General features: G+C 70.6%; 14 protein-coding genes. 5 read left to right on the top strand and 9 right to left on the bottom strand.

The window, feature by feature from the left end; genetic code table 11:
- Positions 1 to 4: 4 nt before the first annotated feature.
- A complete protein-coding gene (locus tag M2163_RS35495; protein WP_280896004.1) occupies positions 5 to 1,189 on the bottom strand; it encodes a pyridoxal phosphate-dependent aminotransferase in 1,185 nt (394 codons plus the stop codon).
- Between the two features lie 195 nt (positions 1,190 to 1,384).
- On the opposite strand from M2163_RS35495, the gene M2163_RS35490 reads away from it, so the two are divergent.
- Complete coding sequence (locus M2163_RS35490) at positions 1,385 to 2,593, top strand: phospholipase D-like domain-containing protein (RefSeq protein ID WP_280896003.1); 1,209 nt, start codon at positions 1,385 to 1,387, stop codon at positions 2,591 to 2,593.
- A gap of 256 nt (positions 2,594 to 2,849) precedes the next feature.
- Here M2163_RS35490 and M2163_RS35485 read toward each other — a convergent pair whose 3' ends face one another.
- Together M2163_RS35485 and M2163_RS35480 are read right to left on the bottom strand one after the other, a co-directional pair.
- Positions 2,850 to 3,692: an RNA polymerase sigma factor SigF gene (locus M2163_RS35485; protein ID WP_280896002.1), complete on the bottom strand. Its 843-nt coding sequence runs from the start codon at positions 3,690 to 3,692 to the stop codon at positions 2,850 to 2,852.
- A 130-nt stretch (positions 3,693 to 3,822) separates the two neighbouring features.
- Positions 3,823 to 4,428, bottom strand: a complete 606-nt coding sequence (locus M2163_RS35480; protein ID WP_280896001.1) for a PadR family transcriptional regulator — start codon at positions 4,426 to 4,428, stop codon at positions 3,823 to 3,825.
- A gap of 92 nt (positions 4,429 to 4,520) precedes the next feature.
- Between M2163_RS35480 and M2163_RS35475 the strand changes: the two genes are divergently transcribed.
- Positions 4,521 to 5,225 (top strand): ABC transporter ATP-binding protein, encoded by a 705-nt coding sequence (locus M2163_RS35475; RefSeq protein WP_280848837.1) that lies wholly within the window; start codon positions 4,521 to 4,523, stop codon positions 5,223 to 5,225.
- Positions 5,225 to 8,056, top strand: a complete 2,832-nt coding sequence (locus tag M2163_RS35470) for an FtsX-like permease family protein (RefSeq protein WP_280897361.1) — start codon at positions 5,225 to 5,227, stop codon at positions 8,054 to 8,056. The genes M2163_RS35475 and M2163_RS35470 overlap by 1 nt, the downstream gene beginning before the upstream one ends.
- 70 nt (positions 8,057 to 8,126) lie before the next feature.
- Here the strand turns inward: M2163_RS35470 and M2163_RS35465 are convergent, their stop codons facing one another.
- A complete protein-coding gene (locus M2163_RS35465; protein ID WP_280848838.1) occupies positions 8,127 to 9,455 on the bottom strand; it encodes a class I SAM-dependent RNA methyltransferase in 1,329 nt (442 codons plus the stop codon).
- Positions 9,456 to 9,524: 69 nt separating this feature from the next.
- On the bottom strand, positions 9,525 to 11,570 hold the full coding sequence (locus M2163_RS35460; RefSeq protein WP_280896000.1) for an APC family permease: 2,046 nt from the start codon (positions 11,568 to 11,570) through the stop codon (positions 9,525 to 9,527).
- Positions 11,571 to 11,950: 380 nt separating this feature from the next.
- Between M2163_RS35460 and M2163_RS35455 the strand changes: the two genes are divergently transcribed.
- Both M2163_RS35455 and M2163_RS35450 read left to right on the top strand, forming a co-directional pair.
- A complete protein-coding gene (locus M2163_RS35455) occupies positions 11,951 to 12,622 on the top strand; it encodes a TrkA family potassium uptake protein (RefSeq protein ID WP_007385233.1) in 672 nt (223 codons plus the stop codon).
- Entirely contained in the window at positions 12,622 to 13,296 is a 675-nt protein-coding gene (locus M2163_RS35450; protein WP_280848840.1) for a TrkA family potassium uptake protein, read from the top strand. Before M2163_RS35455 ends, M2163_RS35450 begins: the two co-directional genes overlap by 1 nt.
- Positions 13,297 to 13,357: 61 nt before the next feature.
- Here the strand turns inward: M2163_RS35450 and M2163_RS35445 are convergent, their stop codons facing one another.
- Genes M2163_RS35445 through M2163_RS35430 form a run of 4 tightly spaced genes read right to left on the bottom strand, consistent with a single transcriptional unit; the run spans position 13,358 to position 17,809 of the window.
- The gene (locus M2163_RS35445) at positions 13,358 to 14,125 is read right to left on the bottom strand and encodes a DUF3159 domain-containing protein (RefSeq protein WP_280848841.1); all 768 of its coding nucleotides are present in this window, start codon (positions 14,123 to 14,125) and stop codon (positions 13,358 to 13,360) included.
- Between the two features lie 3 nt (positions 14,126 to 14,128).
- Positions 14,129 to 14,527, bottom strand: coding sequence for an OB-fold nucleic acid binding domain-containing protein (locus M2163_RS35440; protein ID WP_280848842.1), 399 nt, complete (start codon positions 14,525 to 14,527; stop codon positions 14,129 to 14,131).
- A gap of 46 nt (positions 14,528 to 14,573) precedes the next feature.
- Positions 14,574 to 15,257 (bottom strand): response regulator, encoded by a 684-nt coding sequence (locus M2163_RS35435; RefSeq protein WP_280848843.1) that lies wholly within the window; start codon positions 15,255 to 15,257, stop codon positions 14,574 to 14,576.
- Complete coding sequence (locus M2163_RS35430; RefSeq protein WP_280895999.1) at positions 15,254 to 17,809, bottom strand: sensor histidine kinase KdpD; 2,556 nt, start codon at positions 17,807 to 17,809, stop codon at positions 15,254 to 15,256. The genes M2163_RS35435 and M2163_RS35430 overlap by 4 nt, the downstream gene beginning before the upstream one ends.
- Between the last annotated feature and the right edge of the window lie 489 nt (positions 17,810 to 18,298).

The following is an 18,298-nucleotide window of genomic DNA, read 5'->3' as shown; positions in this document are numbered from 1 at the left end:
TGCGTCATGTCCGAGACGAGAGCGTGGCGACGAACTTCCCGAGCCGTGCGATGCCCTCGCGCAGCTCCTCGGCGGAGGCCGCGTAGGACAGCCGTACATGCGTGTCGGCGGTTCCCACCCCGAAGTCCCGCCCCGGGGTGAGCGCGACCTGCGCCTCCTCCAGCGCCCGTCCGCAGAACTCCCACGAGGTGAGCCCGGTGCCGCTGACGTCGAAGTAGACGTAGAACGCCCCGTCGGGCGGCACGGGCACCGGCAGCCCGATCTGTGCGAGCCCGTCGAGGACGAGGGTCCGCCGCCGCCCGAACTCGGCCCGCCGCTCCTCGCACACGGCGAGCGACTCGGGCGTGAAGCACGCGAGCGCGGCGTGCTGGGCGGGGGTGGAGGCGCAGATCATGTAGTTCTGCGCCAGCCGCTCCATCGCCGGTACGAGCACCTCGGGCACCACGCACCAGCCCAGCCGCCAGCCGGTCATCCCGAAGTACTTCGAGAAGCTGTTGATGACCACGGCTTCCGGGTCGTACGACAGCACACTGCGCGGCGGCCGCCCGTGCTCGTCGTGATCGCCGAGGTCAAGGTAGATCTCGTCGACGATCCGCCACGCGTCCCGCTTACGGGCGAGCTCGCAGACGGCGGCCAGCTCGTCGGGCGGGACGGAGGTGCCCGTCGGGTTGGAGGGGCTCGCGACCATGATCCCGCGGGTGCGGTCCGTCCAGTGCGAGCGCACGGAGCCGGTGTCCAGCTGGTACCGGGACTCCGCCGACGTGGGCACGAGGGTGACCCGCGCCCCGAAGCTCTCGGCGATCTGCCGGTTGCAGGGGTAGGAGGGATCGGCGATGAGCACCTCGTCGCCGGCGTCCACGAGCGCGGCGGCACCCAGCACCAGCGCGGCGGACGCCCCGGCGGTCACGACGACCCGGCCGGGATCGACGTCCACACCGTGCCGCTCACCGTGGAACCGCGCGATGGCCAGCCGCAGTTCGGGCAGTCCGAGCGCCCCCGTGTAGCTCATGGGCCGGCTGCCCACGGCACCGCGCAGGGCCTCGATCACGGCAGGCGGCGCCCCGAAGTCCGGTTCGCCGAGGCTGAGTTTGACGACATGGTGCCCCTCAGCCTCCAGCGCGGCGGCGTGCTTGCCGAACTCCATGGCGTAGAACGGCGCGACGGACTGGGCGCGTTGCGAGATCCTCATGCGGCGGCCTTCCGGGGGTCATGTGGTCGAGGGGTCCAGAGGGGCCACGCTCTCGGGCGGGATGTCAGCGCCATCGTGCCGCAGGAACCCGTGACCGGGGTAATCGTGTGCCGCGGCGCCGACCGGGAAGGCGGTTGTTCGGGCCGGCTCGCCGGCCCGTGACGTTCCCGCTTCGCGACCCTTCGGAGACCCGGCGTGACACTCGGTGGCAGACCCGCACCTCTCGCACAGGACACCACCCCCGACCTCGCGGCACGCAAGCAGCGGCTGCGCCGCCGTCTGGAGCGCCTGATCGGCGTGGCCGCGACCGAGGGCAACGACCTGGTGCCGCTGCGCAACGGTGATCAGATCTTCCCCGCGATGCTCGGAGCGATCCGTGCGGCCCGGCACACCATCGACATGATGACGTTCGTGTACTGGCGCGGGCAGATCGCCCACGACTTCGCCGACGCGCTGGCCGAACGCGCCCGCGCGGGGGTGCGGGTACGACTGCTGCTCGACGGCTTCGGCGCCAAGGAGATCGAGGGGCGGTTGCTGGACCTCATGAGCGCCGCGGGCGTGCAGGTGGCCTGGTTCCGCAAGCCGGCGTGGCTGTCGCCGTTCAAGCAGAACCACCGCTGCCATCGCAAGGCCCTCGTCGTCGACGAGGACACCGCCTTCACCGGCGGCGTCGGCATCGCGGAGGAGTGGTGCGGCGATGCGCGCAACCCTGCCGAGTGGCGGGACACCCATGTCCAGGTGCGCGGTCCGGCCGTCGACGGCATCGCGGCCGCGTTCGCCCAGAACTGGGCCGAGTGCCATGACGAACTCTTCGACACCCGCGACCGCTTCACGGAACACCCGCAGGCCGGCTCGTCGGTGGTACAGGTCGTCCGCGGCTCCGCGAGCATCGGCTGGCAGGACATGCAGACCCTCATCCGGATCATGCTCAGCTCCGCCGAGGAACGGTTCCGGCTGGCCACCGCCTATTTCGCCCCGGACGAGTACTTCATCGGCCTGCTGTGCGAGACCGCTCGGCGCGGGGTGCGGGTCGAGATCCTGCTGCCCGGTCCCCACACCGACCAGCGCGCCTGCCAACTGGCCGGTCAGCACCACTACACGCGTCTGCTCCGGGCAGGTGTGCACATACGTCAGTACCAGCCGACCATGATGCACGCCAAGATCATCACCGTGGACTCGGTGGCCTCCCTCATCGGATCCACCAACTTCAACCGGCGCTCCATGGACCACGACGAAGAGGTGATGCTCGCCGTCCTGGACGAGGAGTTCACCGCCGCCCTCGACCGGGACTACGAGACGGACCTCGAACGCAGTGTGGACATCGACCTGCACCGGTGGAGACGGCGGGCCGTGGTGCAGCGCGTCGGGGAAGCCGCGGTCGGACCGATCCGACGCTTCCTGTGAGACGACAGGTCGCCCCGGAACCACAAGGGGGTCCCGCCATGGATGACGCGGACCCCTCACTGCCGGCACCGCCCCGGTGCTGCTCGCGCCGCTGATCAGGGGCAGCCTCGTCCGGCGTCCGGGCGGTGCGCCGCATCCGGGCACCGGTCTCCAGGCCGGCCGGGACACACTGCGGTGGCCGGACATCGCCCCGGTCGCCGTGGCCCTGGTACCCGTTCTGCACCGTTCGGGCCCGGCGTGCTCGCGCGGGCGCGCGTCAGTCGGTGCTCAGCATGCCTTCGCGCAGACGGGCCAGAAGGCGGCTGATCAGACGCGAGACGTGCATCTGGGAGACGCCGAGCCGCTCGCCGATCTGCGCCTGGGTGAGTTCGTCGACGAACCGCCAGTGGATGATCTGCCGGTCCCGTTCGTCCAGTTCGGCGATCATCGGCGCCAGCGTGTGGAAGTCCTCGACCAGTGCGAGGGCGGCGTCCTCGTCGCCGATGAAGTTAGCCAGCGCGGCCTCGCCGTCCTCGCTGCCGTTGATCGCCGCGTCCAGGGAGGCCGACGTGTAGCCGTTGGAGGCCAGTTGGGCCTCGACGACCTCATCCTCCGGAAGGCTCATCAGCTCGGACAGTTCCGCGGTCGTGGGTGTGCGGCCCAGCCGGCTGTGCAGTTCCTCGTTGGCACGCGCCAGTTGGACACGGGCTTCCTGCAGACGCCGGGGCACGTGCACGGCCCAGGAGGTGTCGCGGAAGAAGCGCTTGATCTCCCCGACGATGTACGGGATGGCGAAGGAGGTGAACTCGACCTCGCGGGTCAGTTCGAACCGGTCGATCGCCTTGATCAGCCCGATCATGCCGACCTGGACGATGTCCTCCATCTCCTCCGGACCGCGGCTGCGGAACCGGCCGGCCGCGTAGCGGACCAGGGACATGTTCATCTCGATCAGCGTGTTGCGCGCGTACTGGTACTCGGGCGTGCCCTCCTCCACCACCGAGAGCTGGTCGAAGAACAGCTTGGACAACTGCCGTGCGTCCTTGGGCGCCACCTGGGACGGGTCCGCTATCTCCGGAACGTTCACAGTCTGCTCAGCGCTGTGCACGGTGGTTGCCCTCATGGTGCGCCCCTCCCGGCGATCGGTCTCGTCCTCGCAGGTCATTGACCTGGCAAGCACGCGTTTACCCCCTCTTGCGGAGCGCACACCACGGATGCGGAAAACATCCCGGTGCCCGCCCGACTTCCTCGTCTCATCCCGCCCTGCCCCTCGGAGCCTCGTCGGCGTCACCCCGCTCTCGCAGGGGTGAGCCATCCGCCGCCTGCGCGCCCTGTGCCGTGGCGAGCGGACCCAGATGCTGCGCGGCGCTGTCCAGCAGTCCGAGGTCGGCCTTGGTGTGCGCGATGGCGGCGTCGATCAGGACGGCGACCAGCGGCTCGTGGGAGTGGGCGCGGCGCTGCTGCGCCAGGCCCGCAAGCTCCGACAGGTACGTCTGCCGCTGCGACTCGATCAATGTGGCCAGGGCCTGTGGGCCCAGCGCGACAGCGCCGAGGAGCTTCAGAAACAGCTCGTCGCGGAAGCCGCCGACGCGCACCCAGGGGGTGGTCGCCCACGAGCGCAGCTCGGCGTCGCCCGCTTCGGTGAGCGTGTAGAGGTTCTTGTCGGGCCGGTCGGTCTGCGTGACCTGCGAGCGCGAGACATAGCCGTCACGGACCAGCCGTTCGAGGATCTGGTAGAGGTGCCCGATGTTCAGGCCGCCCCACTGCGGGCCGACGGCCTCCTCGAACCGGGCCTTGAGTTCGTATCCGTGATTCGGTCGCCGGGTCAGCAGCGCGAGCACGGCGTGATGGAGCGGCATACACGTCCCTTCTACATTGTGACAACATACCCCTGCATTGTCGCAATGCAGGGGCGGCGATCCACGTGCGCGATGAGGGCGAGGCTGCATACATGGCTGTGAGCGTGACGTTGCGCGGGGTGAGCCGCCGGTATCCCGGGCTGACCGCTCTGGACGGGATCGACCTGGAGGTCGCGGCCGGCGAGGTGGTGATGCTGACCGGGCCGTCCGGCGCCGGCAAGTCCACCGTCCTGCATGTGACGGGCGGCATGGACCAGCCCGACGAGGGGCACGTCGAGATCGACGGCACCCGACTGACACCCCGGGACCTGGACCGTCACCGGCGGCGTGTCGGCTTCGTCTTCCAGCGCTTCCACCTGCTGCCCGCGCTGACCGCGCTGGACAATGTGCTCGCCCCCGTCCTGCCGCGCAGAGTGGACTTCGACCGGCGTGCGCGCGGCATGGAGCTGCTCGAAGCCGTGGGCCTGGACCAGCGGGCCGACGCCCTGCCCTCGCAGTTGTCGGGCGGCCAGCAGCAACGCGTCGCCGTCGCACGGGCGTTGATCAACCGGCCGGGACTGTTACTGGCCGACGAGCCCACGGGCAACCTGGACAGCGTCATCGGGCGGGAGATCATCGACCTGCTGATGTCGCTGCGCGAGCGCTACGGGATGACGATGCTGATCGCCACGCACGACCCCGAGGTCGCCGCGGGCGGTGACCGGGTGGTGCGGCTTCAGGACGGCAGGATCACATCGGACCAGCGGATCACGCCGTCCGGCGACGTGCTGCACCGGCTGGGGGGCCTGCGCCCGTGATGACGATGATCCTCGACCAGCTGCGACGGCGGCGCGGGCGCGCGCTGGCCCTGGCCGCCGGAATCCTGGTGGCGGCGACCAGTTTCACCCTGCTGACCGCGACGGTGAGCACGAGCCAGGCGACCACCGTGGGCACGGTACGGAAGAACTCACGCTCCGCGTACGACGTCCTGGTACGCCCGCCCGACTCCCAGACGGACGTGGAACGGCGGAGCGGTCTGGTCACGCCGAACTTCCTGTCCGGCACGTTCGGCGGCATCACCGTCGACCAGTACCGGCGCATCCGCGACATGGCCGGGATCGACGTGGCCGCACCGGTCGCCAACATCGGCTACCTCATGGTCGCGAGCACCGTCACGGTGGACGTGTCCCGCTTCCTGGACGGGTCGGCGTCCCGGCAGATCCTGCGCCTCCGCCCCACGCTCACCTCCGGACTGGGCAGCTATCGCACCTCGGACGAGTACGTCTACCTCACGCGCTCCCCCCTGACGTCGGCGTCGGAGTCGGACGGCCTCTTCGAGTCCGACACCCTGGAGACGGGTGCGGCCGACAAGAGCACCCAGCGGTACCGGATCAAGGGGAAGTACGACGTCTGCTACTACTTCAACTGGGACAAGACCGAGCAGACCGAGTTCAACCTGGATCTGCCGTTGAAGCCGAACATCATCGCCGAGGACCTCAGGGACAGGTCGCCGTTCGACCCGGACCTGAGTTCGCGGATGAACTGCCAGTCCGGCCAGGACAAGGCCACGATCGACGTTCCGGTCAGTTACCCCGTGCTGCTGGCCGCCATCGACCCGGTGGCCGAGGACCGGCTGGTGGGCCTGGGCGACACCATCGCCTCGGGCCGGATGCTCACCGAGCAGGACAAGCCGTGGCGGGTGTCGGGCGCCAAGAGCGTCCACGGACAGCACGACTCCTACATCCCCGCGCTGCTCAGCGACGCCCCGCTGACCACCGGCACGCTCGACGCCACGGTCGAGCGGCTCGACGTCGGCGACCCGGCCGAGCTGCCCTCGAAACTGGGCAACCCGTCAGCCGCAAGCTTCGTCCGTGACCTGCACGGCACCCCGGTGGGCACGACCCGCGTCGACCTGAGCAAGGGCTACCGGAAGGCACTGACCGAGGACTCGTTCGACACCGGCAGCTACTGGACGGTCGGCCCGGTCACCTATCGCCGGACCTCCGACGGCGACCTCGCCGCGCAGCCGCAGCCCCCGCAGAAGCCCAGCCTGTGGATCACCAACTCGAACCGGCAGCCGTTCCCCAACGTCCCCGAGGAGAACCACCAGGGCACCCAGTACCGGAAGGTGACCAGCCACGCCGCCACGGACTGCATCGGCCTGGGCAGGTGCGACGGCGTGGACTCCGGACGCCTGCCCAATCCCTTCGTCCGCCTGGTCGGCCGCTATGACACCGGCAGACTGCCCGGCTTCTCGCCCCTGTCCGACACCCCGCTGGAGACCTACCAGACACCGCAGGTCACCGGTGCGGACAGCGCGACCCGGGCGAAGCTGCACGGCAAGCCGTTGCAGCCCGACCGCAACCTGGGCGGCTACGTCAGCCCGCCGCCCACCATGCTGACGACGATGGACTCCATCACCGCGCTCACCAAGAGCCGTCGGGTCCCGAGCCTCCAGGACAAGGCGCCGGTCAGCGCGATCAGGATCCGGGTCGCCGGAGTGACCGGCGTCGACACCGCCTCCCGGGCGCGGGTGAACGCGGTGGCCGGGAAGATCCGGGCCACCTACCCCCGGCTCCAGGTCGACGTCACCGTCGGCAGCTCGCCCGCACCGCAGACGGTGGCACTGGCCGACTCGGCACAGGTGACGGAGCGTTGGGTCGCCAAGGGCGTGGCGCTGCGCATTCTCCGGGCGGTGGACACCAAGAGCGCGGTGCTCTTCCTGCTGGTCCTCGTCGTGTGCGCACTCTTCCTCGGCCAGGCCGCGCTGGCCTCGGTGCGCTCACGTCGCACCGAGATCGGCACGCTGCGCTGCCTCGGCTGGAGCGGCGGCGAAGTGCTCCGCCTGGTCCTCGCCGAACTGGCGCTGATCGGCCTCGCCGCCGGAGCCGTGGGCACGGTGCTCGCGTACGTGCTGGGCCGGGTGCTGGGCCAGCCGGAAGCCGGCGCCAAGTCACTCCTCGTGCTCCCGGTGGCACTCCTCCTGGCCACGGCGGCGGGCCTGATCCCCGCCTGGCTCGCCACCCGGCTGGGACCGATGGAAGCCGTCCGGCCCCCGGTGACGGCGGCCCGCCGCCCGCACCCGGTGCGTTCGGTGGCCGGACTGGCCATGCTCAACCTGCTGCGGGTGCGGGGCCGCACGCTGCTGGGTGCGGCAGGGCTGGCGCTGGGAGTGGCCGCCTTCACCGTGCTGCTCGCCCTGACGCTGGCCTTCCGGGGCGAGGTGGCCGGGTCGCTGCTCGGCAGTGCCGTGGTGGCGCAGGCGCGCGAGGCCGACTACCTCAGCGTCGCCCTCTCCCTACTGTTGGGCGCCGCCGGCGCCATCGACGTCCTGGTCATCTCGCAGCGCGAACGTGCCGCCGATCTCGCGGTGCTGCGGGCGACCGGCTGGACCAACCGCGAGCTCGCGAAGCTGACCCTCTACGAGGGAATCGGACTGGCTCTGCTGGGCGGCCTGTCCGGTGCCGTGATCGGTCTGGCCGGGGTGCTGACCCTCGGCCGGGGCGTGCTGCAAGGTCACCTGTTCCCGGTCGCCGGCGCCGCGCTGCTGGCCACGCTCGCGGCGACCGCCCTGGTGGTGGTGGCTCTGACGGTGCCGATCCGGGGGCTCTCCCGGATCGCCCCCGCCCATCTGCTCGCCGCCGACTGAGCCGAGCCGCCGACGACGGCTTCGCACAGCGGAAGTCCGCGGAACCCGTCCGCACCGGAGCCCCCGCAGGTCAGACCCCCTTTGCAGCGGGCTCCAGAATCGCGACGCACTCCATGTGATGCGTCATCGGGAAAAGGTCGAACACACGGAGCGTCCGCACCCGGTACCCCCCGTCCCGGAAGTACCCCAGGTCCCGCGCCAGCGCCGCCGGGTCGCAGGCGACGTACGCGATGCGGCGCGCGCCCAGGGACGACAGGTGCCCGACGGTCTTGCGGCCCGCGCCCGCGCGCGGCGGGTCGAGGACGATGAGGTCGACCTCGGTGATGCCGGTGCGCGGCAGGACGCTCTCGACCTTGCCCTGTTCGATGCGGACCCGGTCGAAGGAGGCGAGGTTGTGGCGGGCGTCCTCGACCGCGCGCTTGCCGGACTCGATGCCGAGGACCGCGCCCTTCTCACCGAGGCGGTCGGCCAGCGCCCCCGCGAACAGGCCGACACCGCAGTACAGGTCGAGCGCCATCTCGCCCTTGCGCGGCAGCAGGCCCTGCATGACCGCCTTCACCAGGGTGTCGGCCGCCTGCGGGTGGACCTGCCAGAAGCCGCCGCTGCCCACCCGGTGGGTGCGGCCGTCGGCGCGCTCGCGCACGAAGGCCCGGCCGTGGACGCGGTGGACGCCGCCGTCCTTCTCCTCCACGCGCATCACGGAGACGGGCTTGTCGAGTTCCACCAGGGGAAGGCGGGCGCCCGGGCGGGGCTCCAGGATGACCATGCGGTCCTGGGAGCCGGTCGCCGCGATCGCCTCCACGGACGCCATCCCGGACCAGTCGCGCTCCTCGATGCCCAGCTCGCTCACGCCCGGCGCGGCGATCATGCAGTGCTCGATCGGCTCGACCTCGTGCGAACGGTGGCGGCGCAGACCGGCGTTGCCGTCGGCGTCCACCGCGTACTGCACGCGGGTGCGCCAGGCGGGCACCTCGCCGGCCGGCAGCTTGTCGCCCTCGGCCGGCATCACGGTGCCGTCCCAGCCGGCCTCCTCCGGGGTGAGACCGGCGAGCCGCTTCAGCTGCTCGGCGACCACCTCGCCCTTGAGACGCCGCTGGGCCCCGGGCTTCGCGTGCTGCCAGTCGCAGCCGCCGCACCGGCCGGGACCGGCGTAGGGGCAAGGCGCCTCGATGCGGTCCTTGGAGGCCGACAGGATCTCCACGGCATCGGCACGCAGGAAACGCGCCCCCTCCTCGCCCTCGGTGACCCGGGCCACGACCCGCTCACCGGGCAGCGTGTGCCGGACGAACAGCACCTGGCCGTCGTCCGTGCGGGCGATGCAGTGCCCGCCGTGGGCGACGGGGCCGACCTCGACCTCGAATTCCAGCCCCACCAGCGATTTCTTCGGTTCTGCCTGCATGGCGGGGTGACTCCACAACGTCAAGGGAAGGGGCGGGAAGACGGCCCGCCGGGACAACAGCCCACCAGTCTACTTGGGCGCCGAGGGCTCCTTCGCCCGCTCGGCCGGACCGCGCCGCACCGAACCCGGCGCGTTCCACTCCTGCCGCCTGCGGGCCCGCAGCTTCGCCGCCTCCGAGGACTGGAGCTGATAGGGCACCGAGGTCACCATGACCCCGGGCGTGAACAGCAGCCGGCCCTTGAGCCGGAGCGCGCTCTGGTTGTGCAGCAGGTGCTCGTACCAGTGGCCGACCACGTACTCGGGGATGATCACGGACACCGCGTCGCGCGGCGACTCCTTGCGGAGCCCCTTGACGTAGTCGATGATCGGCCGCGTGATCTCGCGGTACGGCGAGTCCAGCACCTTCAGCGGTACGTCGATCCCGCGCCGCTCCCACTCCGCGCGCAGCGCCTTGGTCTCCGTCGGGTCGACGTTGACGCTCAGGGCCTCCAGCGAGTCCGAGCGCATCAGCTTGGCGTACGCCAGCGCCCGCAGCGCCGGGCGGTGGATCTTGGAGATCAGGACCACGGAGTGGACGCGGGAGGGCCGCAGGGTGTCGTCGCTGGGGCCGTCGGGCGCGGCGAGCTCCTCGGCGACGCGGTCGTAGTGCTTACGGATCGCCGTCATCGTCGCGTAGAAGATGCACATGCCCAGCAGGGCGACCCAGGCGCCGTGGGTGAACTTGGTGACCAGGACGACCACCAGGACGAGCCCGGTGAAGAAGGCGCCGAAGGCGTTGATGGCGCGGGAGCGGATCATGTGGCTGCGCTTCGCGGCGTCCTTCTCGGTCGCCAGGTGGCGGTTCCAGTGCCGGACCATGCCGGTCTGGCTGAGCGTGAAGGACACGAACACGCCGACGATGTAGAGCTGGATCAGCCGGGTCGAGTCGGCGCCGTAGATCCACACCAGGAGTCCGGCCGCACCGGCCAGCAACACGATGCCGTTGGAGAAGGCGAGGCGGTCGCCGCGGGTGTGCAGCTGACGCGGGAGGTAGCGGTCCTGGGCGAGGATCGAGCCCAGCAGCGGGAAGCCGTTGTAGGCGGTGTTCGCGGCGAGGAACAGCACCAGCGCGGTGGCCGCGGCCAGCACGATGAACAGGAAGCTGCCCTTGCCGAAGACGGCCTCGGCGACCTGGGAGATCACCGGGTTCTGGACGTAGTCGGAACCGACGGCGACACCGTTGTGGATGAGGTCGACGGCCGGGTTCTCGGCCATGCGCACGTTGGTGGCCATGGCCAGGCCGATGATCCCGCAGAACATGGTGACGGCCAGCAGGCCCATCGCCGCGAGGGTGGTCGCCGCGTTCTTCGACTTGGGCTTGCGGAAGGCCGGCACACCGTTGGAGATCGCCTCGACACCGGTGAGCGCGGCACAGCCGGAGGAGAAGGCGCGCAGCAGCAGGAAGACCAGTGCGAAACCGGCCAGACCCTGGTGTTCGGCCTTGATGTGGTAGTCCGCCGTCGGCGCCCGCATGGTGTCATCGAGGACCAGGCCGCGGAACGCTCCCCACGCGATCATGATGAAGACGCCCGCGACGAAGACGTAGGTCGGGATCGCGAAGAGCGAGCCGGACTCCTTGACCCCGCGCAGGTTCATCAGCGTCAGCAGGATGATCACGGCGATCGCGCAGAACACCTTGTGCTCGACCACGAAGGGGATCGCGGAGCCGAGGTTCTCGATGCCGGAGGCGATGGAGACGGCGACCGTGAGGACGTAGTCGACGAGCAGGGCGCTGGCGACCGTGAGCCCGGCCTTGGGGCCGAGGTTGGTGTTGGCCACCTCGTAGTCGCCGCCACCGCTCGGGTAGGCGTGCACGTTCTGACGGTAGGAGGCGACCACCGTGAACATCAGAACGACGACCGCGACGGCGATCCAGGGGCTGAAGTGGTACGCCGACACGCCCGCGATGGACAGGACCAGCAGCACCTCGCCGGGCGCGTACGCCACGGAGGACAGCGGGTCGGAGGCGAACACGGGAAGGGCGATGCGCTTCGGCAGGAGCGTTTCCCCGAGCCGATCACTGCGCAGTGCGCGCCCGATCAGAATCCGTTTGGGCACGTCGGTCAGTTTGGACACAACAGAGAAGCGTAAGCGTTCGAACGGGCGGACAACCACCCGGCACCCCGCATCTGCTCTCCGGGTGAAATACGCATGTGCCCGGCTACGGATTCCGCAGGTGGGTGAAGCGGCATGCCTATATGACAGGACCCCGCCCCCTACCGGCCCCGGAGGTTCCATGCACACGACCGCAGAGCTGATCGGCGCCGCGGCCACCCTCGTCGGCCTCGGATTCCTGACTCTTGCGAGCGTCCGCAGCATCAGCCGCCGCTGAACGGCACGAAGTCGGGGCAACCGTGCACAGGGGTGCCGTCGTCCTACCGCGCGTGTGTAGCTTGGGCGTCGGTCTGAGACCCTGATGTGGCTGAGCAGTACTTATTGACACCGGAAGGACGGTCGTGCACATCGTCATCATGGGCTGCGGGAGAGTGGGTTCCGCTCTCGCCCAGACCCTGGAGCAACAGGGGCACACGGTCGCCGTGATCGACCAGGACCCCACCGCCTTCCGACGACTGGGCTCCGGTTTCGGCGGTCGTCGTGTCACCGGAGTCGGCTTCGACCAGGACACCCTGCGCGAGGCGGGCATCGAGGAGGCGGGCGCCTTCGCCGCGGTCTCCAGCGGCGACAACTCCAACATCATCGCCGCCCGGGTGGCCCGCGAGATGTTCGGCATCGAGAACGTCGCGGCCCGGATCTACGACCCCCGGCGCGCCGAGGTCTACCAGCGCCTCGGCATCCCGACGGTGGCCACGGTCCGCTGGACGGCGGACCAGATGCTGCGCCGTCTGCTGCCGTCCGGCGCGGAGCCGTTGTGGCGCGACCCCACCGGCGGTGTCCAGTTGGCCGAGGTGCACGCCTCGACCGCCTGGGTCGGCCACAAGATCAGCAAGATGCAGGAGGAGACGGGCGTCCGCGTCGCGTTCCTCACCCGCCTCGGCGAGGCCATCCTGCCCACCTCGCAGACGGTGCTGCAGGAGGGCGACCTGGTCCACGTGATGATGCGCACGGACGACATCGAGAAGGTCGAGGCGTCCTTCGCCGAGGGCCCCGAAGAGGAGGGCGGTCACTGATGAGGGTCGCCATTGCCGGTGCCGGTGCGGTCGGCCGCTCGATCGCGGGCGAACTGCTGGAGAACGGCCACGAGGTCCTTCTCGTCGACAAGGCGCCGACCGCCATCTCGGTCGAGCGCGTCCCGCAGGCGGAGTGGCTGCTCGCCGACGCCTGCGAGATCACCTCCCTGGACGAGGCCGCGCTCCAGCGCTGCAACGTCGTGATCGCCGCGACCGGCGACGACAAGGTCAACCTGGTCGTCTCCCTGCTGGCGAAGACGGAGTACGGCGTCCCGCGGGTCGTCGCCCGGGTGAACAACCCGAAGAACGAGTGGCTGTTCAACGAGTCCTGGGGCGTGGACGTCGCCGTCTCCACCCCGCGTCTGATGTCCGCCCTGGTCGAGGAGGCGGTGAGCGTCGGCGACCTGGTCCGCCTGCTCCGCTTCAGCCACGGCGACGCGAACCTCGTCGAGCTGACCCTGCCGGAGGAGTCGGCGCTGGCCGGCACCACGGTCGGCGACGTGGAGTGGCCCGAGGACACTTCCCTGGTCACCATCATCCGCGGCACCCGCGTCCTCACCCCGACCCAGGACGACTCCCTTGAGGCCGGCGACGAGCTCCTGTTCGTGGCGGCCCAGGCCCGCGAGGAGCAGCTGGAGGACCTGCTGTCGGTCCGCAAGGAAGAAGCTTCTTAGGCGCTACGACGACGGAGGGCGCCCCGCGTGTGCGGGGCGCCCTCCGTCGTCGTAGCGCGATCTAGGCTTCTCGCCTGTGCCGTCCGCCCGCGACCTCACCCTGCTCGGCACGCTCCGCCGCCGACGCGGCCTTGCGTTCCTCCTCGGCCTTCTCCTCGGCCTCCATCTCCGCGAACACGTCGATCGGAGCCGGCGCCTTCGCGAGGAAGACCCACGTCAGCCATACGGCGAGCAGGAAGGGCGGGATCTTCAGGGCGACCAGGACCCAGCCGAGCTGTGCGGTGTCGGCCCACCAGTACAGCGGGAAGAGGATCGCGCACTTGGCGAGCAGGATGCCGCCCCAGGCGTAACTGGCCTTGGCGTACGCCTTCTTGCGGCCGGGGTTGCGGGTCCGCCAGGAGAGGTTCTCCTTGAAGACCGGGCCGAGGATGAGGCCCATCAGCGGCACACCGGCGAGCGTGGTGATGACGTACGCCAGGCCCAGGCCCAGGGTGTACAGCATGCCCGGCAGGTAGAAGTTCTTGGCGTTGCCGGTCATCATCGCGAAGACGACACCGAAGGCGACGCCGAAGACCCCGCTGAAGGCGTGCTTGACGGTGTCCCGCATGACCAGGCGGACCACGACCAGCAGCAGGGACACCGCGAGCGCGGCGATCGCCGACAGGTGCAGGTCCTTGTTGATCGTGAAGATCGTGACGAAGAGCAGGCCCGGCAGAACCGTCTCGACCATGCCCCGGACGCCGCCGAACGCCTCGAACAGGGCGGCCTCGGTCACCGCCCGTGCGTCGTCGGCCTGCGTGTCTTCGGTCGGCTTGTCGAGGGACGTCACCGGCTACTCCCGTCCGAGGGGTCGGAGTTCGTACTTCGGATTGAACAGCACCCGGCGGCCCCGGCTCATCGAGATCCGCCCGGAGGCGATCAGCTTGCGCCCGGGCTCTATCCCGACGATGGAACGCCGGCCGAGCCACACCACGTCCAGGGCGGCGGAGCCGTCGAACAGCTCGGCCTCCAGGGCCGGGACGCCCGCGCGCGGACGCAGGGTGACCGTGCGCAAGGTACCAGTAACAGTCACGATCTGACGGTCGTGGCAGTCGCCGATCCTGGTGCAGCCGGTGGTGTCGGTGTCCTCCCGCAGCTCCTCGGACTCCAGGTCCTCCTGCGACGAGGAGAGCCGGTCGAGCATGCGCCGGAACCGGCCCACCGGCTTCTCGGAACGAGGAACAGCACTCATATCCGAAAGCGTACCGGGGTGCGCCGACAGCGTTGTACCCGCAGCACTAGCGTTCGAACCGGTATCCCATGCCCGGTTCGGTGACGAAGTGCTTGGGGTGCGAGGGATCCGCCTCCAGCTTCCGCCGCAGCTGGGCCATGTAGACCCGCAGGTAGTTCGTCTCCGTCCCGTACGACGGCCCCCAGACCTCCTGGAGGAGCTGCTTCTGGCCGACGAGCCGCCCGGGGTTGCGGACCAGCACCTCCAGCAGGTGCCACTCGGTGGGAGTGAGACGTACGTCCCTGCCGTGCCTGCGGACCTTCTTGGCGGCCAGGTCGACGGTGAACTCGTCGGTCTCCACCAGGACGTCGCCCTCGCCGCCCCCGGTGGGCTCGGCGCGGCGCACTGCGGCCCTGAGGCGGGCGAGCAGCTCGTCCATGCCGAAGGGCTTGGTGACGTAGTCGTCGGCACCCGCGTCCAGCGCCTCGACCTTCTCGTCGGAGGAGTGCCGGGCGGACAGCACCAGGATCGGCACCCGGGTCCAGCCGCGCAGCCCCCTGATCACCTCCACGCCGTCCATGTCCGGCAGGCCCAGGTCGAGGACGACCACGTCGGGGTGGCGGGCGGCGGCGAGCCGGAGGGCGGTGGCGCCGTCGTGCGCCGCGTCGACCTCGTACTTGCGCGCCTTGAGGTTGATCACGAGGGCGCGCACGATCTGCGGCTCGTCGTCGATGACCAACACCCTGGTCATGTGGCCTGCCTTTCGGGTTCTGCCGCTGCAAAGGGGTCATCGGGGAGCTCCGGGCGCGCGTCCGCCGCGCGGAGCGTCAGCACCATGGTGAGGCCGCCGCCGGGCGTGTCCTCGGCGTTGAGCGTGCCGTTCATGGCCTCCGCGAAGCCCCGGGCCACCGCGAGCCCGAGCCCCACCCCGGCACCGCGCGGGGCGTCGCCGTGGCGCTGGAAGGGCGCGAAGATGCGCTCCTTGGCCTCGTCGGGGACACCGGGGCCGCGATCCACGACCCGCACCTCGACCCGGTCGGCGATGGCGCTGGCGGAGACCCGGACAGGGCTGTCGGACGGGCTGTACTTGACGGCGTTCTCGACCAGGTTGGCCACCGACCGCTCCAGCAGCCCCGGGTCGACGGCGACCATGGGCAGGGTCTCCGGCACGTCCAGCTCCACGCTGCCGTCGGGCACCCCGCCGAGCGCCATCGGCACCACCTCGTCGAGGTCGATCTCGCGGATGATCGCGGTGACCGTGCCGGTCTGCAGGCGGGACATGTCGAGCAGGTTGCCCACGAGGTGGTCCAGCCGGTCGGCGCCCTCCTCGATGCCCTCCAGGAGCTCGGCCCGGTCCTCCTCGGACCAGTCGACGTCGTCGGACCTGAGCGACGAGACGGCCGCCTTGATCCCGGCGAGCGGGGTCCGCAGGTCGTGCGACACGGCCGCGAGGAGCGCCGTACGGATGCGATTGCCCTCGGCCAGCGCGCGGGCCTGGTCGGCCTCCTCCTGGAGCCTGCGGCGGTCCAGGACGACGGCGGCCTGGGCGGCGAAGGCGGCGAGCACCCGGCGGTCCTCGGCGGGCAGCACCCGGCCGGTGAGCGCGAGCGCCATGTGGTCCCCCACCGGCATGTCGACGTCGGCGTCCTCGGGCCGCTCCACGGGCGGTCCCAGCCCCGCCCGGCCCGCGCAGGTCCACGGCTCGACGTCGCTCTCCCGTTCCAGCAGGGCCGCGGACTCCATGCCGAAGGTCTCCCGGACGCGTTCCAGGAGCTCCTCCAGACGGGTCTCGCCGCGCAGCACGTTCCCGGCGAGGAAGGACAGGATCTCCGACTCGGCGCGCAACCGGGCCGCCTGGTGGGTCCTCCTGGCCGCGAGGTCGACGACGGAGGCCACCGAGACGCCGACGCCCACGAAGATCACGATGGCGACGATGTTCTTGGGGTCGGCGATGGTCCAGCGGTGCAGGGGCGGTGTGTAGAAGTAGTTCAGCAGCAGCGAGCCGACCGCGGCCGAGGCGAGGGCGGGGAACAGTCCGCCGAGCAGGGCCGCGGCCACCACGACCGCCAGGAACAGCAGCATGTCGTTGGCGAGGCCGAGGTCGACGGTGGTGAGCAGGACCGTCAGGAGCACCGGGGCCACCACGCCGACCAGCCAGCCCCACAGGATCCGGGCCCGCCCGAGCCGTGCGCTGCGCGCGACGGGCAGTCCGCGCCCCTTGGCGACCTCGTCGTGGGTGACGATGTGCACGTCCAGGTCGGGTCCGGACTCGCGGGCCACGGTCGCGCCGACGCCGGGTCCGAAGACGTACTGCCAGGTCTTGCGGCGGGAGGAGCCGAGGACGATCTGGGTGGCGTTGACCCCGCGCGCGAAGTCCAGCAGCGCGGCGGGTATGTCGTCGCCGACGACATGGTGAAAGGTTCCGCCAAGGTCCTCGACGAGGGTCCTCTGGACGGCGAGCTCCTTGGGCGAGGCGGACGTCAGACCGTCGCTGCGGGCTATGTAGACGGCGAGCACCTCACCTCCGGCGCCCTTCTCGGCGAGCCGCGCCGCGCGCCGGATGAGGGTCCGCCCCTCCGGTCCCCCGGTCAGCCCGACGACGATCCGCTCCCTGGATCCCCAGATCTTCGAGACCCGGTGCTCGTTGCGGTACTGCTTGAGGTAGGCGTCGACCCGGTCGGCCACCCAGAGCAGCGCGAGCTCCCGCAGGGCGGTGAGGTTGCCGGGCCGGAAGTAGTTGGAGAGGGCCGCGTCGACCTTGTCGGGCTGGTAGATGTTCCCGTGCGCCATCCGCCTTCTGAGCGCCTGGGGCGACATGTCGACCAGCTCGATCTGATCGGCCCGCCGTACGACCTCGTCGGGCACGGTCTCGCGCTGGCGCACCCCGGTGATCGACTCGACGACGTCGCCGAGCGACTCCAGGTGCTGGATGTTCACGGTGGAGACGACGTCGATCCCGGCCGCGAGCAGTTCCTCCACGTCCTGCCAGCGCTTGGCGTTGCGCGAGCCCGGGATGTTGGTGTGCGCGAGTTCGTCCACCAGAGCGACGGCGGGGGCCCTGCGCAGCACGGCGTCGACGTCCATCTCGGTGAAGACGGAGTCCCGGTACTCGAGCTCACGGCGCGGGATCTCCTCGAGCCCGTGCAGCATCACCTCGGTACGCGGCCGCCCGTGGTGCTCCACGAACCCCACGACACAGTCGGTTCCCCGCTCGATCCTGCGGTGCGCCTCGGACAGCATCGCGTACGTCTTCCCGACGCCCGGCGCCGCACCGAGATAAATCCGAAGCCTGCCGCGTCCCATGGGTCCATTGTCTTCCGGTCATCACTGCCTGCGCAGCGTCGACCTTACGGCCGCCGGGGCTGGTGAGCGGGCCTGGAGCGCCCTGGTGGCCGGTCCTTGACGCAACTCTGACGCGGGAGGTGACGGGGGTCTCTGAGCGGGTTCCGGCATCTCGGACCCATGGGCCGCAGCCAGGGGGCGGGATCCCGTGCACCAGCGAGCCACGACAGCCCCTGCATCCTCGCGTGCGCCACCACGAAAGCCTCGGAAACGGGCTGGACGACCAGCCCACCGCGGCGGGAGCCGGACGCAGGGCGTTGCCCCCGAGTCACGACACCCCCTGCACACCCGCCTGAGCCCATGACAAGAGCCCCGGAAACGGACTTGGCGTCCGGGGCCCTCGCCCACGGCCCACCTCCCGGAGCCCCCTCCGGTCAAGCAGCGAACCCCCCGCAGCCCTGCCCGGGCAGGGCTTCAGCCACCCGGCGCCGCTGCGACGCCCGTCGCCAC

This window comes from Streptomyces sp. SAI-135 (assembly GCF_029893805.1).
Classification (GTDB): Bacteria; Actinomycetota; Actinomycetes; order Streptomycetales; family Streptomycetaceae; genus Streptomyces.
Note: the sequence above shows the minus strand (reverse complement) of the source record. Positions and strands in the feature narration are given on the sequence as shown.